Here is a 23457-nt window from a genome sequence, read left to right as displayed (position 1 = left end):
CGGATCGTCGCCGATCTCGCGCGACAGAATCACAAAATCGCCGTACCAGAAACACCCCCTGGTGATGCAGCACGTCTCCCCCCAGTGGCGCACTTCCGCTACTCCCACCGGACGGGACAGTGCAAGAGAAGAAAAGACGAATGGCTTAAGCCTCTCGCCATCCCTTCTCTCCAACCGGTGCACGGACGGAGGAAACGACTAACCCGCGCACCGTCGGGTCACAGTGGTGATGAAGCGGCCAAGCCGTCAAGCACGCGGCTCAAAGACGGACAGTACCCCAAAGTGTAGACTGCTTGACGTCGGCGACTTCGCCGGCTACCCGTTTGATCTTGATGGCGTCAGACGACCTCAGCCAAGAGGGATCTCGCTGCCAGTGGAACCGTGACTACGGGCGCCCGCACAAACGCGGGGACGCGATCGACCATCACGGCACCGCCACCGTCAAAGTGATCACCATTGGTGGAGCGTTGCTTCTGTGCGACGCGTGCGCCACCTTACCGCAGTTCAAGAACCGCCGATTGATTCGATTGGGTGCGCCTGACCGGGAGTGATGGGCACGTGCCCGGACGATCCGCTACTCGTCCCACTAGCTTGTTGTTGGTCGGGTCCGTCCACAGAGACCCATGCGGCCGCAACAACTGTGAGAACCATCGACACCGTGCGGTGTACTTGTCGACGCTGAGATCAAAGAGTGTGCGAGAGACGGACTCCTTTGGCGAAAATTGCTGAACGGGCTAGCGTCACCGGCTTCGGGGAAGATGACGGCTGGAAGTCCGGGCTCTCAGCCGACGGACGTACCCGGCATTGGGCCGACTCCGGCCAATGGCCTTCGGGCCAGCACTGCGTGCGCGTAGCGCGGTCCGCAGCGTGCTCGATTCGAGCCCGAGCACTTCGCACATAACCGGGAAGGCGAAGGGCCAACGCTTCTCACTCTTCATCCAGTGCTCGGCCCCTGCTCGGACAAGGGAGCCGGGACCGAGATAGTCGCGGATACCACCCTCGAGCACTGCTAGCATCAGCGCTTGCGTCGCGTTGCGCGGTGCCGTGTGCGGCCGGCCAGCGGCGGGACGAAGGGCGATGATCTGACGGAGTTCCTCAGAGTCCGCCTTCAGGGTTGCTTCAGCGTCAAGATCGGGAACAGCCAAGATGTGTACTCCAGCGAGCCGCAGCTTTCCGCGCCGCTGAACCTGCTTAGTGCCGTTCATTCAGTCGAGTCAAGGCTTTGCTTTTGACCGAGTCTCGTGCGCAGGTGTAGACGGGACGGCGCGCTGGTTCGGGGCGCTCACGGTAACTTCCGCCTGCCTGACCTCTCCGATGAGATGCCTAGCCCACGCGCCGTCCACGCCGCGTCGGGCCGATGATAGGTCGTTGCTGCTCCCGTCCATATGAAGACTGAGATCTTCAGATCCGCTGCGGCCATTGTGTGGTGGCGGGACGAGCACATTCTGCACCTTCAACAGTGTTCGGGTCACGAAGCGACAGAGCAAGAGGCCGGGCAGTTCCTCAGCACGGTTGAACGCTTTCTGGCCGGCGCGAAGGCTCCCTTGCTGATTGATCGCAGCCAGTCGTACTCCCCATCTTTCGGGGCGCTCACGATGATGGCACGACGAGCCGCAGATCTCTTCTCAGCGATCGCGTACTACGCGCCCACGCTAGAAGCCCGAGGCGCGTCCGTGGTCGTGGTGGAAACTTTTCTCAAGGACACCATCGAGCACGTTGCGATCTTCGACGAAGAGGCACCAGCCGTGCGGTGGTTGGTGTCCTTCAACTCCGACACGTAGCGCGTTTCGACGAGCGCGGCGGGATCGCTTCGTGATGTAGCGCCGTCCACTCCGGCGCTCTTCGTCCACCATCTTTGCGTCTTGTCCCCATCTCGATCCGCGATCAGAATGCGCCGCGCAGGTGCCGACATGCCGAGGGCAAAGGTCACTCCTGATCAAGTGTTGGTTATCCGCGATCGTCTCGCGCGCGGTGAATCCGCGCACGACCTCGCCGAAGAGTTCGGCCTCTCCCCACATTCGATCTACGACATCGCGTCCCGGCAGACCTGGGTGGGCGTGAGAACACACCGCCCGGGGCCGGATCAACGCGAGTGGACGCACGGCCATCTGATCTGGAACAGCTGGTCGCGCGTCTGGCAATGGTTTTCCAACGAGGACACTCCGGCGACCAAGGATGCGAAAGCAACGGACCAAGTGGAAGTGACACGACGCACGCTGTCACCCTTACGGAGTTCCAGACTGGACAGATGAACCGGGAGAATGTCATTCGTGATGTCGTTGCGGCGATTGTCGCCGCAGCGTGCCTGACCGCGATAGTGTACGTCGCACGCTTCTGGTAGCGGGTCGACGATGAAGGATCATTGGCCGCTCTGGCTCGTGATCGCGATTGAGGCCGTCGCAATCCTTGCCCTCGTGTGGCGGCTCAGCATCCACACCGATACGCTCCGTATGCTGCAGGACGAAATCAACGAGCTGCGGCGCGTCGTGGTCCCGCCATCGGGCGACGCCACGTGAGTTTCTTGAGGAGCTGGGGTCTTAAGGGTTCTTCCCGATTGACGCGGCCATCTTACTCGCGATACGCACCCCTCACAATTTCCCCGCATCTCTTCTCTTGCCTGTATGCGAAGACCGAGCGGTAACGCTGTCAATAGAATCTGAACGGAGGGGACAATGCATTGTCGAATCGTCTGGGTCGCACTGGCCGCAACCGCGTTGCTCACGCAGGCGCACAGCGCCGCTCGCGCGCAAACTGAGCGTGTCTTTTTTGGCAACCTTCATAGCCACACCAAGTACAGTGATGGTTCTGGCACACCGGAGGACGCCTACACACGCGCCCGCGATGTGGCGCACCTCGACTTCCTCGCCATCACAGAGCACAACCACGCGCAGGCGGAGTCTGGAGCGAGCGCCGATCGCAAGGATGGTATCCTCATCGCCACCAACCCAAGCCTCTACAAGGGGCCGCAGCCGGCGGCGCTGATTCCCACAGCCAAGAGATTCACCAAGGACGGCACGTTCGTCGCCATCTACGGCCAGGAGTTTTCAAGTATCTCCAAAGGCAACCACGTGAACGTCTTCGAGGTTCCCGAGGTGATCGATGTCGCAAACGGTGAGTTTGGCGATCTGATAGACACCTGGTTGCCGGCACACTTGGATTCGACCGGGCAGATCGCGATCCTGGAGTTCAACCACCCGAAGCAGTGCCACCAAAAGTGCGAGGATACTGCGTACGGTGCGGATGACTTCGACTCCACGGCACAGTGGATCGCGAAGATGGACGCGCATGCGCGGCTCATCGAGATCTTGAATGGCCCGGCGATGTCGAAGACGAATGGTCAGACGTCTGACGAATCGATGGAGTCTGACTACCTCCACTACCTCAATCTCGGGTTCCACCTAGCCCCCACCGCGGATCAGGACAATCACTACAAGACCTGGGGCACGGTGACGGATGCGCGTACCGCCGTTATCGCCAACGCGCTCACGAAGGAGAATATTCTCGCTGCCCTGCGCGCACGGCACGTCTACGCCACCGCCGACAAGAACTTGCGCATCGTCTTCCACGTCAACGGCCACCTCATGGGGGACCGTATTCCACCCCCGCCCGTGGGCAGCGAGCTGACCATCCAGTACTCGATCACGGACGACGATGAACCGAACGCGACGTATCGGATCGAGATCTTTTCGGACACGATCGGCGGCGCCACGGAGGCCGATGCGATCGACACCATCACTACCCAGGGCAACACGCCGGCAGGGGCCACTCGTTCGATCGAAGATGTAAAGTATACCGGTGGGGCACAGTACGTCTTCTTCAAAGTCTCGCAGTCTGACGAGCACGCGGGCGACGATCACGCGTGGACAGCACCCATTTGGTTCGACGGGGACGGTGCGGCACCCGCTGCTCCCGTTACCGAGGCGGACACGAGCACGCTCGTTGCGTCCAAAAACTCGAGCGTCTTTCATGTGTCGCTCGAGTGCAAGGATGCACAGCGCATCAAGCCGGAGAACCTCATCACCGGTCCGGCCGCGCGCCTGGGGCGTAACCAGCACACCGGGTGTCCGAGAAAGTGAGCCTGACCGCAGGGCGCGCACCGGAAGAGAAAAAGGAGGAGGCCCGCATGGAACTCACGGTAACGATCGATATCTTCAGCGGCCGTCCCAATCCCACGATCACGCTCAAGGACAACGAGGCTCGCGATCTCCTGGAGCGACTGCAACCGGGGCCTCGCCTCACGCGAACGGAGCAGCGAGGGCTTCCCCCGTCCACGCTCGGCTACCGCGGCATCGTGATCGAGCAGCGCGACACCCCGGCCCTCGGCCTCCCGAAGGTGTTCCGGACACTCGGTAGCGGTCTCTACGGTCCACGCCTCGCTCACCGGGCCGCCGATGAAGGCTTTGAGGATTTCCTCTGCGGCAGTGCCGGTCCCCTTGGCAAGTTCGGACTCGGGGCGAAGTTTCCACCCTTCCTGATCGACGAGATCCGTCGCGTTCGGGATCTTCTCGAACGCTCCCCGTGGAAGAAGCCTATCTTCCCCGTCCGTCTGCGGTGCCAGTGCGCGCCGCTCTACGAACCGGCCTGGTGGAACGACGGCGGGCAGCGACAGTTCAACAACAACTGCTACAACTACGCCACCAACTACCGCTCCGACACCTTTGCCCAGCCCGGTCAGGCAGCCGGGGCGATGTACACGGCGCTCACCTGCGCCTCCGTGCGTCCGGCGGCGATCAAAGACGACCTCATCGACTCGCCCGGCGCTAAGAATAAGTGCCCCAAGGAGGGTCATTTGGCAGCCCTCGTGATCGCGCCCGGCTCGGACTTCCACTGGTACCGCAAGGGACGCAACGGGTACTGGACGCACAAGCCCGGTGGGACGGCAGCGACGAACCTCGACAACAGTGGCAAGCTGATCACCGATCCGCGCACGGCCGACCGGGGACCCTACACGGACTTCTGCACCTTCATGGTCGTCATGCATGGGCACGTCAAAATCAGCTAGCGCGTCGCCGACCAGGTGGAGCGCCCGCGCACATGCCTTTTCTGGCCGTCCCGATCCAACCTGGACGGTCGAGAGCAGCGTCGGCGAGCAGCTTGAGGGTTTGTGGAACAAGCTCCCCGCCACCCATCTTACCCTTCCGGTCGCGCCGCCCCTCGGGTACCGCGGCTGCGTCCTTCTTGCGGAAGGCCGGACGTGGCAGGTCTACCGCGGCGTGGTCGAACGGGTCGAGGGCGCCCGCGTCGAGCGGCGGAGCGATGCGACGCGCAACTTCGAGCGCACGATCCTCGCGTCCGCGCCGGAGGGACTCATTCCGCCCGCGGTCATCGCGGAAGTTTCGTGAGGGAGGCTGCACCATAGGTGACCTCGTCCCCGTTCGCACGGGCCGTCGGTTGGCGAGACCAGAGACTAGCGCTCGTCAGGAGCGCCGGCGAATCTTTCCAGTAGGCGCTCGACGACGGATGCTTCAGCAATGTTGAGTGGCTCGCGATCGCGGCGCACAATATGAAAGGATTTATTCTCGCTGCAGCGGCAACGGCCGCACTGCTCGTGGTCATCGTCGCGCGCGCCTCAGCGCACGGTGGCGGTCTCGACGCCTACGGCTGCCACCACAATCGCAAGGCGGGCGGGTATCACTGCCACCGTGGCTCGCTGGCCGGTCAGTCCTTCAGTTCGAAGGAGGAGATGCTCAAGGCTCTCGACACGTCGAAGGCCAGAGTCACGCCAAAGTAGCCGGTAGCCTCAGGAAGACGTTACCACTCAATTTGGCCGATCCCGACTCCTCACCACGGCGCCGCTGGTAGCACTACTGTCATCACCAGGGCCACGTCCTCCGGCCTTCCTACGGTTGGCCGCCTCCTCGAGCGTGCATCTGCTATAGCGATCAGGTGGGTGCTTGATGATAAGTAGTCTCACGCTACTTTTCGTTGCGTTCACGAGCCGATGCGGAACCTCGCTGCGCAAGTGAACGAGACCTCCCGTTCCTACAATCTTCGGGCGAGGTTTTCCCGTTCTACCCGTGATTCTGTCCGTGTGCATTGCAAACTCAACTGTGATCTTGCCGTCAAGCACGTAGAGAATCTCCTCGCCCAGATGCGGCGTCGGTCCATCGACGGACAGTGCACCCGGCTCAAGTGTGATCAGCATGGGCTCCATGCGAGCTCCGTGGAGTCCCCATTCGGCTACGGTGATGCGCATCTCATCTTTCCCGCTCACCGGTCTTCTGAACTCTCCTAGTAACTTTACCGAGACAGCATCGTGCGCACAGTTGTCGTAGGATTTTTCCACCGCTTCCCGACTAACGACTCGCGTGTGGAAATACCCGTACCCCTTCTGAATGCTCTCGTGATGTTCGTCCAGGCTCACCTCCTTCTCCCAGCGACCGACGGTCGTTTTGTCGACTCCGGCCCTGGTGGCCACTTCCGATTCAGATAGACCCAGCTGCTTTCGTCTGACGTGCAGCATAGCTCCCGCCCGTCGTCGGAGTTCCCTTTTGTCTTGCATTCAGCCCCCCTCGGTGCAGGGTATGCACCAAAACGGGCGCCTTCCGCAACGCTCCTTGCGGCTAGCGCACCATCGCCTGCTTCAAGCGAGCTTTGCATCAACAATCGTGCATACATTTGTTCTATAGATACACCTTCTATGTTGGTAAGGAAACACAGTTGACAGAGTCATGGCTATGCTCAGATAATAGATCGTATCTGAGCGCGTAGAGGGGCGGAGGGACGGTCGGGTGCACGAAGCTGTCGACCGCAGGTGGCCGGTGGGGAAACCCGCTCGGGAAGGAGCACTGCGGTGGCATTCACCATAAATTGGCCTAAGCACTCGGTCATGATGTCTCTCGTCGTAGGAATAGCCTTGATGGCGGCGCGGGTAAACTCGGAGATTCCCCCAGTGATCAGCTATCAGGGGCGATTGAGCGACGCAGCAAGCGCCTCCGTTCCCGACGGTCTCTACCAGTTACGATTCCGAATCTTCGATCAGGAAATCGGTGGCAACCAACTCTGGAGTGAGACCCAGACGGTCGCCGTGAGCGACGGGCTGTTTGCTACCCAGCTCGGAAGCGCAACGGCCTTGCCACAGACATTGTTCCAGGAGTCTTCGCGATTCCTGGAAACTGCGGTAGTCGCTACTCCGATAACGTTCGTCAACCCACCTCAAGTGCTCCAGCCACGACTGCGGATCACGAGTGTCGGATACGCCTTCGAAGCGAGGAACGCCGAGACGTTGGGAGGACTTTCTCCGTCGCAGTTCGTCGGCCCCCCAGGTCCCTCGGGTTCCCCGGGCCCAGCCGGGCCGCCTGGCGCGCTAGGCGCAAAAGGAGACAAGGGCGACACTGGAGAAAAGGGGGCTAAGGGCGACAAGGGCGATTCCGGATCACAAGGGCCAGCGGGGCCCGCTGGAGCGCAGGGGCCCTCGGGGCCACCCGGTCCGAGTTGGGAGTGTCACACCTTCTTGAACGTGCCGTGCAGCTGCGGCGACTGCGGCAACGGGGCCACCCAGTGTGGTGGCGGCTGGCGCCGAATCTCATGCTTCGGTACGGGAGGCAGTTGCCCGAGTTGCCAATTTACGTGCTGTGCTCCGAGTTAGCCGAGTGCACAGATTGAGCGCCCTAAAATGCCACCCCCAAAGCGCCTTCTCACATCGTTGCTCGTACTGGTTGAGCTGCTCGTTGCCACTAGTATCGGACGAGCGTATGCCCAAGACATCCGATTGCAAGGACAGACGCTCGACTCCGCCGGCGGCCGGCAGAGTTCCGCGTCGTTCTCTCTGTTCAGCTCCGTCGGTCAAGCGGGACCGGTTGGTGACGCGTTCGCGACTGACCTCACTCTGAATGCGGGATTTCTCTCGCCGAACGAATTGGAGATGGCGACCGCATCGCCAACGGTTCCGCCGAGCGGTACACCGACGCCCTCGCCTTTCGACTCTCCGGCGAGGACATCGACGGTCACGCCCTCGGAGACTTCGACGCGAAGCACGACACCGACCGGAACCCCTCGATTGACGGCCACCCAGACTTCGTTCCTCACCAGAACTGCGACCCGCACGCCGACCGCATCGGTCACGCGAACGGCGACTCGCACGGCGACGCAGACACCGAGCGCTACGCGAAGACCGACGACTACCCAAACGTCCACCCCAAGTCGGCGGCCCACTCGGACACCGACTCCGCTGCCCACTTCTAGCTTCACTCGCCGCCCCACTCGCACGCGTACACCTGCCGTGACCCGTTCCTACACACCCAGCCGTACGCCCACACCCACCCTCACGCGCACTCGAACACGGCGGCCGAGCCGGACACTGACCCCCACTAATACCCTTCGTCCAACGACGAGCCGCACCCACACGAGAACGCCGGTTTCTACTCGCACTCGGACCCCGTAAAAGAGAAGAGGCGGAAAACCGCGTTCGAAGGATCTGCGGAAGTCGCAGTGCTTTCGCATTCTTCTGTGAGGCCGGGAGATGGTGCCTACTATCGGTGCTCATCCGAAGTCAGGACAGCCCTCAATCGCCTCAAGAGAGCCGCTTGGGGTCCCGCTCGGCCACTCTCCCACCGGAAAATGGTGCTCTCGTCCACGGAGAGCCGTTTAGCGAGCCGCTTCCGGGAAAGCCCCAACGCCCTTCGAGCCATCAGGAGCCAGCTTCCAAAGCGGTCCTGCGGCTCATACGGAGCATACCCCAGGAAGTCGATGATCCGGGGGATCAGGTAAGGCTTCGGCTGCGTTTCGTTCCGCTCCCACCGTTCGAGGGTTGCAATCGAGATGGCAAGAATCGTTGCTACGTCCCTCTGGCGGAGTCCCAACAGCATCCGCTTGCGGCGGAGGTGGTCGCCCAAGGTGCGTGCTTCTCTGCATGCCAAATCCGCGTGAGGCTTCTTGGCCGTCAGTTTCAGCTTGCAAAAGGGCAACGCAGGAATGCCCCTGTGGTTTCTATGGTGATCCACAGAAGGAGTGCACCTGCACGCTTCCGCAGATCCAGCGCTATCGGGCACGCATCTCGGGGCCATTGCTCGATCGCATCGACATTCAAATCGAGGTGCCCGCGGTGAAATACAAGGAACTGGCCGATCGCGCTTTGGGCGAGTCGTCTGCCTCACTGCGGGCGCGCGTCGATGCGGCGCGACAGATCCAGCTCGCGCGCTTCGCCGGTCGCCGTATCTACTGCAACGCGCAAATGGCATCGCGCGATTTGAAGCGAGTGTGCGCCCCCGAGCCGGCGGCGGAACGCTTGCTGGAAACCGCCATGGCCAAGCTCGGCTTGAGCGCGCGCGCGTACACGCGCATCCTCAAAGTCGCGCGCACCATCGCCGATCTCGACGGCGCGCCCGCCACTATCGCCGCCTCGCACGTCGCCGAAGCGATTCAGTACCGCAGCCTCGACCGCGCGTTTCATTGAGCGAGGCGACCGTTCGGCCGCCGCGCGCGGCACCCGGCGGATTCACGGTCGCACCGTGACCTGCAACGGTTGTTGCAACGCACCGATCAGCGCGGCGACATCGAGGTCGCGCGGTAGGGCGTAGCTGTTCGACGCAAACCAGTGGTCGCCGCTACTCACGGCGTCCCATTGTGTGAGGGAGTAGCCGATACCTGGCATCTCGCCGAGGTCCGCTTCGGGCGGATCGGCGAGGTCTCGGCTCTCGCGATAGAAGAGCTGCCGGCGGACGGTGCTGAGCGAGGGGCTGAGCGCCAGCACTTGCACCAACGTCAGGTCAGGTCCGTGCAACGCAAACCAGTCCCCGGATTGGTGGGCGAGCGTCAGCTTGTCGGCCGTCATGCGGCCATCGATGCGGATGCGGCTCGGTGTCGCCGCCGTTTGCAGCTCCCAACCATTGAGATTGCGGAAATCGAGCGCAGCGCGGATGGTCACGTCCGTGAACAACAGATGAGGTGGAAAGTTGAGATGCAAGGCCACCGGCAGCTCGGCAAAGTCGCGATAGAAGTACGTGTCCGATCCGAAGATCGGCGTGCGCAATCCCCATCCGAGGCGAATCCACAGCCGCTGTCGGCGGATGACTCGGATCGGCCCCTGGCGCCACGCCACCGGCTGGGTCTGCACGTCGTCCTCAGTGCGGGTGACGCTGATCAGTCCCCAGAGAAAGCGCGCCGTGGCGCGAATCTTCATCCGATCGAGTAAGTTGTTGGACGATGACGACGAGGATTGCCCGCCAACAAGCCCGAGGAAGCGCGGCGTGCCGTGCGCGAAGCCCAGCGCTACACGCGCGCCCGTAATCCGATCCGCGGTGGGATCGTAGGCGACATACGATCGCGACGACCGCGGTGCCGATCGTTCGAAGCGCAACAGGTATACCCAACGCCGGCGTGCGGTGCGCGGATCACGCACTTCGATCTCCACGCTTGCGGTCGCTCCGGGAATTCCAATCGAGAACCGGTCGGCGCGCACACCGGCATCGCTCGCCATGAACAACACCACGTCGTTGGCATCGAGCACACCCGGTGGATCGTCGGCTGTGGGCTCAGGTCCCTGATCGAGTACCAGCCTGCCGGCGGCGTCGCGTTCATCGAGCTGCCAGGGAATCGGCGCACAGCTCGCTTCGCAGGCAAACAGCGCGAGTCGGTCCGACGGCGTGCCGTGGAACGAGACCAGCTCGTTCCCCTCGAGGCGAACGACGTCGCCGAATCGTTCGGGCGGCAACGCCTCTATGCCAGGGTTCGCGGCCCACGCACAGTGGCCGGCCAACGGGGCGCCGAAAACGGCCGCCGAGACTATCGCGACGCGAATTGCGGTAGCCAAAAGACAGAAATTGCTTGACAAGAAGAGACGGCCTCGCATAGAGGAGCCGCGGGTGAAAGTCTGCCCATTGGGTGTCACAGAGGCTGTCGCGGAGCGAGAGAGGAGGATCCCTATGATGCAGCGCAAGCTGGCGGTGTGCGGGTTTGTGTTCTTCGTGTGCACGCTTATCGGTCTGCCGACGCGGACGCAAGCGGTGTCGCTCGACAAAGATGGCGACCTGAAGCTGGGCGTGCGGACGTACGTCAACGCGCGAGTCGGAACCCAAGATACGAGTAAATCGGTCATCCCAGGCGTCGCGACAACCGAGACGTTTCCCTTCTCAGCGTCCGGGCATGTGCGGCAGAACCGCGCATACATCGAGGCCGAGCTGGACCACGATCTGAGTCGGTTGGTCAAGGAGGGGGTCGGCCCGTTCGAGATGTTGCATTACCTTCCATTCACGATCCGGGACCTCAAGCAACACGCGACCTTCCGCGGAGAGTACGACGGCGTCTATGATTTCGGTCCGCGTGAGTACAGTACGGCCGACCAGTTCACGACCGGCGCCGGCGGCAACATCGCAGACAACCCCATTCCGCTTGGCTCAGAACCCTGCCCTCCGGGCGTAGCGCCCAATGGGAGGGACTGCCAACGTGTCGTGGACGCTCCGGCCGCACGCCGACACCTGCGCCAAGTCGCCTCGAACCGCGAACGCTTGTTCCAGGCAACTCTCGAAGGATCGGTCGGCAACCTGTTCGTGCGCTTCGGGCGGCAAATATGGTCTTGGGGCGAAACCGACGGCTTTCGTCTCCTCGACCAGATCAATCCTATCGACAGCAGCTTCGGCGGCTTCCTCATCTCGCTCGACGAGCGCCGCGTCCCGCTAGACATGCTGCGCATGGAGTACCGCATCGGTGATTTCGGACCGGTTACCGAGATGGCGTTCCACGCGTACGGTGCCATCGACAACAAGGTTGGCTTCTCCCCTGGGACGCCCGCAGGGTCGCCGTGGACCTTGCCCAACCTCGGCAAGCCGAGTGCGACCACCCTGACAATCCAAAACACCCCTGCGCGTACCTTCAATCACATTAGGGGCGGTGGGCGGCTGTACTGGACCATGTTCGACGCGACCTTCAGCGCGGCGCACTACTACACCTATTTCGACGTCCCCGCCCTGCAGGTCAACGTTCAGAGGACCTTCCCAGCCGGTAAAGACGCTACCGCTCCCGATGGGTACTCCGCACACGCCAACCTGACCGCGCCGCTGGTCCAGGTCTCGGGGCTCTCCACCACCTTCGCCGTCGAGAAGCTATACAGTGTGATACGGTCCGAGATCGCGTACTTCAACTCTGAGCCGCGTTTCACCCAGGAGGGGCTCGACCCGTTTATCTTTCATGGCATCGGCGCACAAGGCACCAACCCCATCACCGGCAAGCCCGGCGCCACTACCGGCGGTCGCGACCTCGGCCAGTCGCTCAACTACGTCCTGGGCGCTGATGTGAACCAGTACATTCGCTTCCTCAATCCGAATCAAACGTTCTTCTTCTCGACCCAGGTTTTCTACAAATACCTGATCAACGCGGCGCCAACCAAAACCATCCCTGGGAGCAGTATACTCAGTGGAGAGGTGCTGCCTGTCCCTCAGAAGAACCAGTTCATCAGCGCCAACGGTGCATCACTCGGCAACGTCGACCCAGTTTTCGTCCGCCAAGACACCAACCAGATTTTGCAGACGCTGTTCATCGGGACCAGCTACCGCAGCGGGACGGTCAATCCCGGCTTCTTGTTCTTCTACGATTGGAGCGGCTCGTTCGTGTACCAGCCGTCGATCGAGTACACCCACGACCCGTGGCGGTTCTCGATGAGCTACAGCGTCATCGACGCCGGTACGCTCAAGGGCAACAGCGGGGTGAGTTTGCTGCGCGATCGCGACAACGTCTTGTTCCAGTTTGAATACGCGATCTAAGGGACTCGCACCGTACATAGGAGAATCACATCGTGAAACGATTCATCGTGGCCGCGGCCTGCGCCGGCATCGTTGCGTGGGCATTCCCCGTCATCGCCGCGCGCTCGGCAGAGAAAGTCGACCCGGCGGATATTCGGCCCAATCTGTTCGGTGCCTGTTTTCTCACTCCGCAAGAAGGTTGGGTGATCGGTGATCGCGGCCGTATTTTCTACACGACCGACGGCGGCAAGAGCTTCGAACGACTCGATGCCGGCACCACGCGTGCCTTTCTCAGCATCGCGTGTTTCCCTGACAAGACCCTCGTGGTTGTCGGCAAGTCGGGGATCATCTATCGCTCACCCGACGGAGGCCGCACGTGGCAGCAGCAGACCAGCGGCACCGATCGGAATCTGGTGTCGGTGGCGTTCAGTTCCCCCGCTACCGGCCTCGCGGTCGGCGATGCCGGCATGATCGTCCGTACGCAAGACGCTGGTGTTACGTGGACCAAGATTGCGGTACCCGAGCAGATCCCGTTGCCGGAAGATGTGGCTGAAACCGTGGCACCCGGCGACATCCTTTTCTACGACGTGAGTTTTCCCACGCCCGAACGGGCGTGGATCGTTGGTGAGTTCGGTGTGATCCTGACCACAACCGACGGCGGCCTCACTTGGGCCGCTCAAAAGGGCCCGGTGCAGAGCACACTGTTCGGCGTGACATTCAACGACGCGCTGCACGGCTGGTGCGTCGGCCTGTCGGCAGTGATGCTGCGCACGCAAGACGGCGGCACGACCTGGGAGACGGTGAAGGTGCCGACGCGCCCCGGCTTCACGCTCTCGCTCTATACGCTCAGCGTCAGTGGCGACTACGGCTGGGCGATCGGCGACAGCGGGTACCTACTCGCCAGCAAAGATGCTGGCGTAACGTGGAACCTGGTCGACGTGCCGATTCAGTTCGCGGGCACGTGGTTTCGCGGGGTGAGTTTGACACCGGATGGACGCGGTTTCATTGTAGGTGCGCAAGGCTCGATGCTGGCGACAGACCGCGTCTCGTTCACTCCGCTGCGCAAGATGTAGCGCACGGGTCGCCAGGGGAGGATGTTCAATGATCCCGCAAAAATGGATCGAATTGTATCTGCGCTTTCTGCTCAAGTACCGCGGCTTGGTCGTGATCGCCACGACCGCGTTGACCTTGGCGTTCGCCTGGCAACTGCAATACATGCGGCTCAATGTCGATTTCTTCGATCTGTATCCGAAGTACCGGACGGCCGCCGACGCCTGGAGTGATTGTCGCGAGCAAGGGGGTGGCATCCCGAGTTGCGTGGGTCGGGCCATCCTCAATCCCGGCCCCAATCCGTACATCCAGATTTACCGCGACTTCCGCAAGATGTTCGGCAGCGCCAACATCCTCAGCGTCATCCTCGAAGTGAAGAATGGGGACGTCTACAATCCGGCGACGCTGCAGAAACTCGACCGCATCACCAAGTACATCATCAACAGCAAGGGCGTGGTGCCGTACCAGATTCTGTCCATCGCCCACCCGCGCATTACCAGCGTCAGCGCGCGCGAGGGCGGCGTCGAGATTCGTCCCGTCTTTTACCCCGGGGTTCCACAAACCCAAGCCGATGCCGATCGCGTGAAGTTCGCCGTCTACCAGAACAAGGGCATCCGCGGCATCTTCGCCTCGCTCGATGACACCGCATTGGTGGTGCACGCTGGGTTTTGGGAAGAGGCGTTGGACTTCCGCGAGCTCTATGCCCGCATGGCGGAGCTGAAGACTCAGGAGGACGACGCCAATCACACCATCTACATCACCGGCTTCCCGTGGCTGTACACGTCGGTGCTGCAGTACGTCACGCAGCTGATGTATATTTTCGGGCTGACCATCCTGACGCTCGCCTTCCTCCTCTACTCGTACTTCCGGACATGGACAGGCATCTGGGTGCCGATCTTCTCAGGGGTACTCTCGAGCGTCTGGGGATTGGGCATCGCCGCCTGGTTGGGCTTCAACTTCGATCCGCTGGTGCTAGTGATCCCGATCTTCCTCACCGCCCGCGCCCTCAGCCACTCGGTACAGTCGATGGATCGGTACCACGAGGAGTTCTATCGTCTGAAAAATCGACACGAGGCGATCGTCGTGTCGTACCAACATTTGTTCGAGCCCGCGATGTCCGGGATCGCGACCGACGGCATCGGCCTGCTCGTCATCGCCGTTGCGCCGATTCCACTGATTCAGAAGACCGCCATCTTCGCCAGTTTCTGGGTCATCTCCATCTTCATCAGCGTGGTCACCCTCCACCCGATCATTCTCTCCTACATCAATCCGCCGCTAGAAGCCGTCCAGCACAAGCAGTACGCCCAGCCCTTCAGCATCTGGATTGCGCGCATCGTCGTTTTTTCCGTATGCGGTGGCGCCATCGCTCTGCACTCGGCCGGCCTGGTGGCGTCGTCGCTGGTAGCATTTCTACTCACCACACCCGTACTGGCGTGGTACTGGCTTGTGTTTTGCGAGAACGCCTACGTTTCCTGGACCAAGTGGGTCATCAATGCCAGCATGGGACCACGCCGCTGGGCGGTGATCGCGCTCGCTGGGGCGCTGTTCTTCATCTTCCCGATCTTCGGGTTGCAACTCAAGGTCGGCGATATGACGCCCGGCGCCGCACTGCTCTTCAAGGAGCATCCCTACAACGTCGCGTTCCAAAAGTTGAACGAAAAATTTCTCGGCGCCAGTCAGCTTATCGTGATCGCCGACACGAAAAAGCCGGACGGCATGAAGAACATCGCCCCGTTGACGGCCATCGAGGAGTTTGCCGAGCACATGCGCGGCGCCGAGGGTGCCAGCGGCTCCGTCACGATCATCGATATCGTGAAGCAACTGACGCGTCTCTACCGTGACGGCGACCCCAAGTGGGGGCTGATTCCGGAGAAGCCGAAGGAGATCGGCCAACTGTTTTACGTATTCACCAACGGCGCGTCGGCCGGCGATCTCGATCGATTCATGGATCCAACCGGACGCTACGGGACCGTGCTCACGCTGTTCCGCGGGTACTCGCACGACGTCGTGATGAACTCGATCGAGCGCGGGCGGCACTTCGCCGCGGAGATGAAGACCGACGACGTCGAGTTCAAATTCGCGGGCGGCCTCTTCGGCATCCTGGCGGCCGTGAACGAAGCCGTCGAGCACTCGTACTGGACGAATCTCGTGCTCATCTTCGGTGTCGTCTACTTCTGCCTGTACCTCTGCTACGGCTCCCTGTTCGCGGCACTGATCTTGATGATTCCGGTCGTGCTCTCGCAGCTCGCGTCCGAGGCGTTCATGGTGCTCATGCACATCGACTTGAACGTGAACTCATTGCCGATCGCCGCGGCGGGCGCCGGAGTGGGCGTGGACTATGGCATGTACCACATGAGCCGGATGGTCGACACGTTCGACGAACTCGGCGATCTCGACGAGGCCGTTGACTACGCCACCGCCACCACCGGCAAAGCCATCATCTTCACCGGGACGACCATGATCGCGGGCACCGGCTTCTTCTGGCTCTCCGACCTCAAGTTCCTGGCCGAGATGGGCCTGCTGCTCTCGCTGCTGATGACCTTCAACAAGTTTGGTGCGTTGATCGTCGTCCCCTCGCTCGTCAAAGTCACACGGCCGCGTTTCCTACTCGACCGCAAGCCGGTTACCTCGCAGAGCGTTCCGCCGGCAACGGCCCTCGCTAGCTAGCTTGACTCAACTCAACGAGAGGCGCGAAACTCGATTCGAATGCAACAGAAGGAGGATCTCTAAAATGATCGGGAGAAAAATTTGGAGAGTCGCGGGCGCGGCACTACTCGCGACCACCGCGCTGAGCTTCAGCGCAATCGGCGTCCCGTCAGCAATCGCCGAAGACGAGGGTAAATCCTGGGTCTTGGACAGCAACAATTGGCAGCAGGGCGACGGTCTGCTCCCACCCGTCGTCCTCGAGCGCGTGAAAAAAGGTGACTACTGGTACAAGGTCGTGCCGGTTGATCCCGACAAGTTCAAGCAGAATTACTCCAAGGCGTTCTGGGCCGCGAGCGAAGGCAATGACGGCAAGTTCGACGTCGATGCCGCCACCTGTGGTCTCAAGGACTTGAAGACGGGCAAGATGCCGGACTTCTACTTCGGCTATCCGTTCCCCAAGATCGACAAGGGTGATCCCAACGCCGCCTGCAAGATGGGGTGGAATTTCGAGGCCGCCAACTCGATGGGCAACGGCCAAGGGGCGACGTTCACGCTCAACGGCGTCGACGGCAGCGGCGAATTCAAACGCCTCAAGCTGTGGCTGCACGGCATGTCGTATCTCGGCCGCTCCGCGGGACCGCTCCCGAATCCGGAGAACCTGCGCAGCACCAGCATGTCGAACGTGCTCGAACCGCAGGATGTCGATGGCGTCGGCGGCTTGGGTAAACGGATCAACGATTGGACCTCGCAGGACCAGTCATGGTTCTACGTGCCCTCGACGCGGCGCGTGCGCCGCGTGAATGCCGCGACCCGATCGGATCCGGTGGCCGGACTCGACATCTTCGGCGACGACGTGAACTGCTACTCCGGCAAGATCGAATACTACAAATGGAAGCTGGTCGGCGAAGGCAACGTGCTCGCTCCGGTGCTCAGCCCATATCCGCTCGCGCAGAAGAAAATCAGCGACACTCGGATCGAAGTGGATATCCCGTACTTCAAGGCCGGTTACGAAACGCCCGGCAGCAAAGGCGTTCCCTGGCTCATCGTGGAGAATCTCTCGATGGTGCCGCGCCCGGTGTGGATCCTCGAGGGTCAGTCCGATGATCCCTACTACAACTTCGGCAAGGTCATCATGTACATGGACAAGGACATGTACCGCATCTACTGGAAGCTAGTGCACAACCGCGCCGGCGAATACTTCTACAACGCGATGTGCGCCTACCACTGGTCGCGGAGCGCCGACGGCAGCTTCAGCACCGTCACCCCCAACATGGTAGTCGGCGTCAACGACAAGACCAATCGTGCCGCTCTCGGCGGGCGCTACAGTTCACAGTTCATCGAAAGCAAGTACGAGGACGATCACTTCACACTGCATCACCTGACCCACATGTCGGACTGAGCGCCGACGCGGCGCAGGACCTCCAACGAGGGCGGGGAGTGACTCCCCGCCCTCGTTGCGTTTGGGATCCTTCGCTGCGGCGATTGAACCCTCACTTCGCTCTTGACACGGAGAAGCGGACGGCAGGACAATGCGCCCATCTCAACGCCGAGGAGGTGGCCATGATCCGACGAAGTCTGAGGGGTGTCGCGCTAGCGATCGGGCTCGGAGCGACGGCGCTCACCATCACGTTCGCCGCACGCGCGGCGATCGCCGAAGACGAAGGCAAGTCTTGGATCCTCGATAGCAACAATTGGCAACAAGGTGAGGGGCTGCTGCCCGACGCCATCCTCAAGCGCGTGAAGGACGGCCAGTACTGGTACAAAGTCGTCCCCGTCGATCCCGACAAGTTCAAGCAGAATTACTCGAAGGCGTTCTGGAGCGCGAGCGAAGGTAACGACGGAAAGTTCGACGTCGATGCCGCAACCTGCGGCCTCAAGGACGTGAGGACCGGCAAGGTGCCGGAGTTCTACTTCGGCTATCCGTTCCCGAAAATCGACAAGGCTGATCCCAACGCCGCCTGCAAAATGGCGTGGAACTTCTCGGCATCCAACTCGATGGGAAACGGCCAAGGGGCGACGTTCACGCTCAATGGCATCGACGGCAGCGGGGAGTTCAAACGCCTCAAGGTATGGCTCCACGTCAACGCCTTCCTCGGCCGTTCTGCCGGGCCGCTGCCCAATCCCGAGGGCCTGCGCGACACCAGCATGTCCAGCGTGCTGGAGCCGCAGGATGTCGACGGCGTCGGCGGGCTGACGAAACGGATCAACGATTGGACCTCGCAGGATCAGTCTTGGTTCTATGTGCCCTCCACGCGTCGTGTCCGCCGCGTCAACGCGGCTACGCGCTCGGACCCCGTCGCGGGCTTGGACATCTTCGGTGACGATCTCTATTGCTACGCGGGCAAGGTCGAATACTACAAGTGGAAGCTAATCGGCGAGGGCAACATCCTGGCCCCGGTGCTGAGCCCGTATCCGCTGGCGCAGAAGAAAGTCAGCGAAACACGCTCTGAGGTGCAGATCCCCTACTTCAAGGGTGGCTACGAGACTCCCGGCAGCAAAGGTGTACCGTGGCTGATCGTGGAAAACCTCGCGATGGTCCCTCGGCCGGTGTGGATCATCGAAGGCGAATCCGATGATCCCTACTACAACTTCGGCAAGGTCATCATGTACATGGACAAGGACATGTACCGCATCTATTGGAAGCTGGTCCACAACCGCGCCGGCGAGTATTTCTACAACGCGATGTGCGCCTACCACTGGTCGCAGAATGAAGACGGCAGTTTCAAGACCGTGACCCAGAACATGGTCGTGGGCGTGAACGACAAGACCAATCGCTCGTGCCTGGCGGGGCGTTACAGCTCACAGTTCATTGAGAGCAAGTTCGACGACGACCACTTCACGCTGCACCATCTGACGCACATGTCCGACTGATTTCGTTCGAGCGAGCGGGGCCCGCGCCCCGCTCGCAATCCACTAGACGAACGCCGCGCGACTCGCTAGGGTGTCGCGCTCTGTCGCCGACAGGGCACGAACGAAAGCGCGAACGAACGTGGTTGGATGCGTGGTGTGGTTGTCTCCTCAGTCTCGGCGATCAAATGAGTTTCTGCTTGGTCGGATGTTCCGCGCCCTGATTGCCGCCCTGTTGCTATCGATCACCGTCGTCGCTGCCGCGCCCGCCGCGTTGCCGGGGGACGCGAATTGTGACAACCGGCTCGATAGCGCGGATATTGCTGCCTTGATCGCGAATTTTGTCGGCCCGGTCACCTGCCCTGACGCGGACGTCAACGGCGATGGAGTCGTCAGCGCCGCGGATCTGCCGGCGCTGCTGCGCCTACTTGGCGGACCGCCGGCGAACGGGCCGGTGGTCACCTTCTTCGGCCTCGCCAGCGCCGCCGGTGATCCGACGCAACCGATCGCGACGACGGAAGACGGCGTGCCGGTCTTTCAGCGGCCCGTCGGCGTCGGGTTCAAACTGGTGGTCGAAGGCACGACTGGGAGTAACGGCAACGCGGTCGGTCGCACCGTCGAGCCGCTCATCGGCCGCCCCGATCTGCAAATCGAGAGCGAGCACACGTTGGGCAACGGAAGCTTCGATCGCTGCCCCGGCACCGTTCGACCGATCGATCCCGTGGATTTCGGAGCGGGCGCGAGTATCGATCAAGCGTTGCGCGCCTTCGCCTGCGGCTTCCTCGTCAGCACCGCACGCGCGACGGCCTGTACACTCAACCAATTCGGCAACCCCGATTGGATTGGCGGCGCAACGCAAACCCAGTTCTGTCTCCAAGTCGAAGCGCTCCGCCAGTTTCCCGGCGGGCGAACGCTCCTGACGGTGCAACTGGTGGATGGTGACGGTCAGGCGGGCCCGGTGCAGCGCATCGTCGTGCAAGTCGGCAGCGCCCCCACCGCCACGCGCACCGCAACGCGAACACCGACGCCGATCGCAACCGAACCACCGACTGCCACGCGCACTGCGACGATCACGGCCACGCGGCCCGCGAGTCGCACGCCGACACGGTCGGCCACCACGACCGCCTCCGCAACGCCCACAACGTCGAACTCATCGACACCGACCGTGACCGGCACGGTCGCAACCGCATCACCGTCGCGAACGCCCGCGTCGGCAACGCTCACCCGCACCGCGACGCCGTCGGGCACGCCCTCCGCGACCGCGTCGCGCACGCCGATCGCGAGCAACACGCCGACGCGCACCGGCACGACCGAGCTCGCCACTGCGACACGCACGCGCACCTCACCGCCAACGCCAACGGCGACCCTCACCGCGACGAACAGTCTGCCGTCCACGCGCACGCCAACGTTTAGCCCGACTCCGCAATTTACGGCCACGCGGACACCGACGCGCACTCGCACGCTGACGCCCAGCGCTACCGCGACCGCCATCGCCGGCAGCGGACCAGTGGTCACATATTTTGGTGTGGTCAATTCCGACGACACCGTCATGCCGCCGAGTGGCACCACCACTGACGGGATTCCGATTTATCAGCGGCACCTCGGCTTCGGTTTCAGCATCGTCGTCGAAGGTAAACCAGGAGACAGCAGGGCACTGGTCGGCATGTCGGCGTTCGCGTCGGATCCGAGCGACCCCACGACGCGTCCCGATCTGCAGATTCAGGTCACTCAGCCGCTCGGCGATGGCAGCCCCGCGGTGTGCGACAACTCGCTACCTGTGATCGGCGGCGTACCCGCGGTGAACCCGCCCAGCTTCGATGTCACGCAAGAGATCTCCGACCGCCTCAATGACTTCGGGTGTCGATTCCTGACGGGGGACGGCGTTCCCGGATCGCGCGGGGCGATCGATGCCTGCACGGTATTCTCGGACGGAATGTCTCACTTTGTAAACCGGACCTCGAGCACGCAGTACTGCGGTCAGATCGCGCGCCGGTTCGGTTTCGCCACCGGCGATACCTTGGTCACGGTGCAGTTGCGCGACCGATCCGCCCACGTGGGGCCACGGGCGCAGATCATCGTCCGCGTGGTTCCGCTCAACCCATAGCCACGCGGCTGATTCGCTCACAGCTGCGTGATGCTCCGCAGCCAGCGGACCACCCAGCCTTCGCGCTCGCGCTCAGCCAGCCGTTCCAGTTCATTGTGATCCAACCAGATGCCGTGACACGACCGGCATTCATCCGCGGTGACATCGTGGCGGGTCGCCTGATGCAATCGGTTGCCACACTTGGGGCAGCGCATGCGTACCGCGTCCGTCAAGGCAGCGTCGGCCTCATCCGCCTTGGCGCTCTTGAGCTTCGCGAGTAGTTCGCGATCCCGCTGCGCGAAGAACTGATCCTCGCGCCCCTTCTCCGCCTCACGCAGCTTGTTTCCGAGTCGATCCTTCTCGTCCATAGTGTCTCGATCTCCACCTCGTTCGCGTTCAGAGTGCACCGTACGCCGGGTCTGCCGTCATCGCATCCGATGCCATTCGCGGCCGCGGTGCGCCAGTCGGTGTCGTGATCCACGGGGTCGGCTGCATGCGCCGAAAGCGTAATGGCGGCTGGAGAGATTGTCAACGTAAGCGCCGCGGCATGCACATCGTTGTTCGGTGTGCACGCCGCAGCGCGATCAAGTGGGCCGGAGAGGATCGATAAGCCGGATTCTGTTCCCACCGTTAACGCGGTGGGCAGCGGTCATTCCTCTGGGCCGGTTGTTGCCAACCGGCTCGAGCGACATACCCGAGGGTCAGCGCGGGCAACGCAACCCTCCTGTTGGTCTTGCTCCGGGTGGGGTTTGCCGAGCGGCGAGGTTTCCATCGCCGCTGGTGGGGCGAGCCCACCGTTTCACCGACTCCCCGTCGCTTGCGCGCCGGGGCCGTCTCCTTTCTGTGGCACTTTCCCCCGATCACTCGGGGCCGCCGTTAGCGGCCACCCTGCCCTGCGGAGTCCGGACTTTCCTCTCGCCGTCGCCAGTGCAACAGCGAGCGACCGCTTGATCCTCTCCGGCCCACCACACTGAACTCCGTTGATCTCTGTTAGCGCGCGGTCCGCGACGCCTCTGCCGGCGGCTCCGGTCGCCAGATGAGGATGCGATGGCAATTCGGGCACAGCCGTATCGATCGGCTCTTCTGCAGCTCGTTGAAGAACTGCGGCGGAATGTGCAAGTGGCATCCCTGGCACGTCCCGTTGCGCACACTGACCACCGCCGTCGCCCCACGGCGAGCCAAAATCTGTTCATACTTGCCACGCAGTTCGGTGCCGAGCGAGTTGGCGACCCGATCACGTGCGTTGCGTTCACCGTCCACTTCACCGGTGAGTGCCGCGATGCGATCGCGGTGGCCAACCAGCAACGTCGCCGCCTTCTCCTCCACCGCCGCCAGCGCACCCTCGCGTTCGACGAGCGCGGCGTCGAGAGTTTCGACCGCCTGCAGCAGCGCAAACACCTCGGTTTCGAGTTGCTGATTCGCTTCTTTGCCGACTTCGATCTCGCGGCGAAGCGCACCCAGCTCCTTCTCGTTGCGCACGCGGTTGAGCCGCATGCGCCGGTCCTTCATCTTGGACTCCTCGTCTTCCAACCGCGCTTCCGATTCGCGTCGCTCCCGGTCGCGCGCGTCACGCTGTACCCGCGCCGCGGTTACCCCTTCCCGATGCGTGGCCAGCTCCACTTCCATCGCGGCGACTTCGCGTTCCAGGGTTGCGAGCGTTTCAACTTTGTCGCGCAGGTGTCGATCGAGTTCTTGTAGGCTGGCTAACCGCTCCACTTCTGATTCTGCTTCGGCTTGTTGCTCCAACGCTCTTGTCCCTTCCTTCTCTATGGTCATGGGCCCACCAGGATTCGAACCTGGGACCTACCGGTTATGAGCCGGCGGCTCTGACCAGTCTGAGCTATGGGCCCGTCGATCACGCTATCCCAGACCCACCCCGTGAACTCGCCGATTCCGGCTGGGGTGTCGCAACTTTCGTAGCGCGTTTGCTTCGATCTGTCGAATCCGTGCGCGCGTAATCTGCAGGCGCTCAGCGACCTCGACGGGCGTGTGGGCGCCCGCGTCGCCGATTCCAAAGCGCAACCGCAACACCTCTTGCTCGCGCGGCGTCAGCATCGCCAAGGCGACGCCGGCGCTCAGCCGCAGATTCGCGGCGAAGTGCGGCACTGCCGTGGCTGACCACGGCTCCGACACCAGCACCAGATGCGACGCCCCGAT

22 protein-coding genes, 1 tRNA gene and 1 other RNA gene are annotated in these 23457 nt (G+C 62.3%); 15 read left to right on the top strand and 9 right to left on the bottom strand.

The annotated features are described in order from the left end of the window. The first annotated feature begins 1595 nt into the window (after positions 1–1595). The 7 genes from HYR72_26980 to HYR72_26950 all read left to right on the top strand — a co-directional run bounded on the left by HYR72_26980 (position 1596) and on the right by HYR72_26950 (position 5731). The gene (locus tag HYR72_26980; GenBank protein MBI1818644.1) at positions 1596–1781 is read left to right on the top strand and encodes a hypothetical protein; all 186 of its coding nucleotides are present in this window, start codon (positions 1596–1598) and stop codon (positions 1779–1781) included. A gap of 129 nt (positions 1782–1910) precedes the next feature. After that, complete coding sequence (locus HYR72_26975; protein MBI1818643.1) at positions 1911–2252, top strand: hypothetical protein; 342 nt, start codon at positions 1911–1913, stop codon at positions 2250–2252. A gap of 99 nt (positions 2253–2351) precedes the next feature. Next, complete coding sequence (locus tag HYR72_26970; protein ID MBI1818642.1) at positions 2352–2516, top strand: hypothetical protein; 165 nt, start codon at positions 2352–2354, stop codon at positions 2514–2516. Between the two features lie 156 nt (positions 2517–2672). Continuing rightward, on the top strand, positions 2673–4076 hold the full coding sequence (locus HYR72_26965) for a CehA/McbA family metallohydrolase (GenBank protein ID MBI1818641.1): 1404 nt from the start codon (positions 2673–2675) through the stop codon (positions 4074–4076). A gap of 47 nt (positions 4077–4123) precedes the next feature. Next, positions 4124–5002, top strand: a complete 879-nt coding sequence (locus HYR72_26960; GenBank protein MBI1818640.1) for a hypothetical protein — start codon at positions 4124–4126, stop codon at positions 5000–5002. Next, the gene (locus HYR72_26955) at positions 4980–5342 is read left to right on the top strand and encodes a hypothetical protein (GenBank protein ID MBI1818639.1); all 363 of its coding nucleotides are present in this window, start codon (positions 4980–4982) and stop codon (positions 5340–5342) included. The genes HYR72_26960 and HYR72_26955 overlap by 23 nt, the downstream gene beginning before the upstream one ends. A 161-nt stretch (positions 5343–5503) precedes the next feature. After that, entirely contained in the window at positions 5504–5731 is a 228-nt protein-coding gene (locus tag HYR72_26950; GenBank protein ID MBI1818638.1) for a YHYH domain-containing protein, read from the top strand. Between the two features lie 27 nt (positions 5732–5758). Here HYR72_26950 and HYR72_26945 read toward each other — a convergent pair whose 3' ends face one another. Continuing rightward, the gene (locus HYR72_26945; protein MBI1818637.1) at positions 5759–6463 is read right to left on the bottom strand and encodes a cupin domain-containing protein; all 705 of its coding nucleotides are present in this window, start codon (positions 6461–6463) and stop codon (positions 5759–5761) included. Between the two features lie 366 nt (positions 6464–6829). Here HYR72_26945 and HYR72_26940 point away from each other — a divergent pair, with 366 nt between their 5' ends. Next, positions 6830–7588, top strand: coding sequence for a collagen-like protein (locus tag HYR72_26940; GenBank protein ID MBI1818636.1), 759 nt, complete (start codon positions 6830–6832; stop codon positions 7586–7588). 197 nt (positions 7589–7785) lie between these two features. On the opposite strand, the gene HYR72_26935 is transcribed toward HYR72_26940, so the two are convergent. Both HYR72_26935 and HYR72_26930 read right to left on the bottom strand, forming a co-directional pair. Beyond that, positions 7786–8190: a hypothetical protein gene (locus HYR72_26935; protein ID MBI1818635.1), complete on the bottom strand. Its 405-nt coding sequence runs from the start codon at positions 8188–8190 to the stop codon at positions 7786–7788. A gap of 281 nt (positions 8191–8471) precedes the next feature. Continuing rightward, positions 8472–8834, bottom strand: coding sequence for a helix-turn-helix domain-containing protein (locus HYR72_26930; GenBank protein ID MBI1818634.1), 363 nt, complete (start codon positions 8832–8834; stop codon positions 8472–8474). Positions 8835–8851: 17 nt separating this feature from the next. Between HYR72_26930 and HYR72_26925 the strand changes: the two genes are divergently transcribed. Further along, the gene (locus tag HYR72_26925; GenBank protein MBI1818633.1) at positions 8852–9394 is read left to right on the top strand and encodes an ATP-binding protein; all 543 of its coding nucleotides are present in this window, start codon (positions 8852–8854) and stop codon (positions 9392–9394) included. Between the two features lie 42 nt (positions 9395–9436). Here the strand turns inward: HYR72_26925 and HYR72_26920 are convergent, their stop codons facing one another. Next, positions 9437–10651: a hypothetical protein gene (locus HYR72_26920; GenBank protein ID MBI1818632.1), complete on the bottom strand. Its 1215-nt coding sequence runs from the start codon at positions 10649–10651 to the stop codon at positions 9437–9439. 211 nt (positions 10652–10862) lie between these two features. Between HYR72_26920 and HYR72_26915 the strand changes: the two genes are divergently transcribed. The 6 genes from HYR72_26915 to HYR72_26890 all read left to right on the top strand — a co-directional run bounded on the left by HYR72_26915 (position 10863) and on the right by HYR72_26890 (position 21321). Beyond that, complete coding sequence (locus tag HYR72_26915) at positions 10863–12695, top strand: hypothetical protein (GenBank protein ID MBI1818631.1); 1833 nt, start codon at positions 10863–10865, stop codon at positions 12693–12695. Positions 12696–12727: 32 nt separating this feature from the next. After that, positions 12728–13747: a hypothetical protein gene (locus tag HYR72_26910; GenBank protein MBI1818630.1), complete on the top strand. Its 1020-nt coding sequence runs from the start codon at positions 12728–12730 to the stop codon at positions 13745–13747. Between the two features lie 28 nt (positions 13748–13775). Continuing rightward, entirely contained in the window at positions 13776–16391 is a 2616-nt protein-coding gene (locus HYR72_26905; GenBank protein MBI1818629.1) for an MMPL family transporter, read from the top strand. A gap of 64 nt (positions 16392–16455) precedes the next feature. Further along, on the top strand, positions 16456–17769 hold the full coding sequence (locus tag HYR72_26900) for a DUF1329 domain-containing protein (GenBank protein ID MBI1818628.1): 1314 nt from the start codon (positions 16456–16458) through the stop codon (positions 17767–17769). 161 nt (positions 17770–17930) lie between these two features. Continuing rightward, the gene (locus HYR72_26895) at positions 17931–19241 is read left to right on the top strand and encodes a DUF1329 domain-containing protein (GenBank protein ID MBI1818627.1); all 1311 of its coding nucleotides are present in this window, start codon (positions 17931–17933) and stop codon (positions 19239–19241) included. Positions 19242–19425: 184 nt separating this feature from the next. Further along, the gene (locus HYR72_26890; GenBank protein MBI1818626.1) at positions 19426–21321 is read left to right on the top strand and encodes a hypothetical protein; all 1896 of its coding nucleotides are present in this window, start codon (positions 19426–19428) and stop codon (positions 21319–21321) included. A 17-nt stretch (positions 21322–21338) separates the two neighbouring features. Here HYR72_26890 and HYR72_26885 read toward each other — a convergent pair whose 3' ends face one another. The 5 genes from HYR72_26885 to HYR72_26865 form a co-directional block, all read right to left on the bottom strand. Further along, a complete protein-coding gene (locus tag HYR72_26885) occupies positions 21339–21668 on the bottom strand; it encodes a zf-TFIIB domain-containing protein (protein ID MBI1818625.1) in 330 nt (109 codons plus the stop codon). A gap of 223 nt (positions 21669–21891) precedes the next feature. After that, positions 21892–22259, bottom strand: an RNA gene (gene rnpB / locus HYR72_26880) — RNase P RNA component class A. 31 nt (positions 22260–22290) lie between these two features. Then, complete coding sequence (locus HYR72_26875; GenBank protein MBI1818624.1) at positions 22291–23076, bottom strand: hypothetical protein; 786 nt, start codon at positions 23074–23076, stop codon at positions 22291–22293. Then, positions 23076–23150, bottom strand: a tRNA-Ile gene (locus HYR72_26870). The genes HYR72_26875 and HYR72_26870 overlap by 1 nt, the downstream gene beginning before the upstream one ends. A 10-nt stretch (positions 23151–23160) precedes the next feature. After that, positions 23161–23355, bottom strand: coding sequence for a hypothetical protein (locus tag HYR72_26865; protein MBI1818623.1), 195 nt, complete (start codon positions 23353–23355; stop codon positions 23161–23163). Positions 23356–23457 lie beyond the last annotated feature (102 nt).

It is taken from the genome of Deltaproteobacteria bacterium, assembly GCA_016178705.1.
Classification (GTDB): domain Bacteria; phylum Desulfobacterota; class Binatia; order HRBIN30; family JACQVA1; genus JACOST01.
The sequence above is the reverse complement of the archived record's forward strand: the minus strand, read 5'-3'. Positions and strand labels throughout refer to the sequence as shown.

Excerpts from the sequence above, each read along its gene's own strand:
- HYR72_26895 (MBI1818627.1), top strand. The coding sequence starts at position 17,931 with ATGATCCGACGAAGTCTGAGGGGTGTCGCGCTAGCGATCGGGCTCGGA.
- HYR72_26955 (MBI1818639.1), top strand. The coding sequence starts at position 4,980 with ATGGGCACGTCAAAATCAGCTAGCGCGTCGCCGACCAGGTGGAGCGCC.
- HYR72_26950 (MBI1818638.1), top strand. The coding sequence starts at position 5,504 with ATGAAAGGATTTATTCTCGCTGCAGCGGCAACGGCCGCACTGCTCGTG.
- HYR72_26875 (MBI1818624.1), bottom strand. The coding sequence starts at position 23,076 with ATGACCATAGAGAAGGAAGGGACAAGAGCGTTGGAGCAACAAGCCGAA.
- HYR72_26905 (MBI1818629.1), top strand. The coding sequence starts at position 13,776 with ATGATCCCGCAAAAATGGATCGAATTGTATCTGCGCTTTCTGCTCAAG.
- HYR72_26900 (MBI1818628.1), top strand. The coding sequence starts at position 16,456 with ATGATCGGGAGAAAAATTTGGAGAGTCGCGGGCGCGGCACTACTCGCG.
- HYR72_26915 (MBI1818631.1), top strand. The coding sequence starts at position 10,863 with ATGATGCAGCGCAAGCTGGCGGTGTGCGGGTTTGTGTTCTTCGTGTGC.
- HYR72_26965 (MBI1818641.1), top strand. The coding sequence starts at position 2,673 with ATGCATTGTCGAATCGTCTGGGTCGCACTGGCCGCAACCGCGTTGCTC.
- HYR72_26890 (MBI1818626.1), top strand. The coding sequence starts at position 19,426 with ATGTTCCGCGCCCTGATTGCCGCCCTGTTGCTATCGATCACCGTCGTC.
- HYR72_26885 (MBI1818625.1), bottom strand. The coding sequence starts at position 21,668 with ATGGACGAGAAGGATCGACTCGGAAACAAGCTGCGTGAGGCGGAGAAG.
- HYR72_26970 (MBI1818642.1), top strand. The coding sequence starts at position 2,352 with ATGAAGGATCATTGGCCGCTCTGGCTCGTGATCGCGATTGAGGCCGTC.
- HYR72_26945 (MBI1818637.1), bottom strand. The coding sequence starts at position 6,463 with ATGCTGCACGTCAGACGAAAGCAGCTGGGTCTATCTGAATCGGAAGTG.
- HYR72_26940 (MBI1818636.1), top strand. The coding sequence starts at position 6,830 with ATGATGTCTCTCGTCGTAGGAATAGCCTTGATGGCGGCGCGGGTAAAC.
- HYR72_26925 (MBI1818633.1), top strand. The coding sequence starts at position 8,852 with ATGCCAAATCCGCGTGAGGCTTCTTGGCCGTCAGTTTCAGCTTGCAAA.
- HYR72_26865 (MBI1818623.1), bottom strand. The coding sequence starts at position 23,355 with ATGCTGACGCCGCGCGAGCAAGAGGTGTTGCGGTTGCGCTTTGGAATC.
- HYR72_26960 (MBI1818640.1), top strand. The coding sequence starts at position 4,124 with ATGGAACTCACGGTAACGATCGATATCTTCAGCGGCCGTCCCAATCCC.
- HYR72_26980 (MBI1818644.1), top strand. The coding sequence starts at position 1,596 with ATGATGGCACGACGAGCCGCAGATCTCTTCTCAGCGATCGCGTACTAC.
- HYR72_26975 (MBI1818643.1), top strand. The coding sequence starts at position 1,911 with ATGCCGAGGGCAAAGGTCACTCCTGATCAAGTGTTGGTTATCCGCGAT.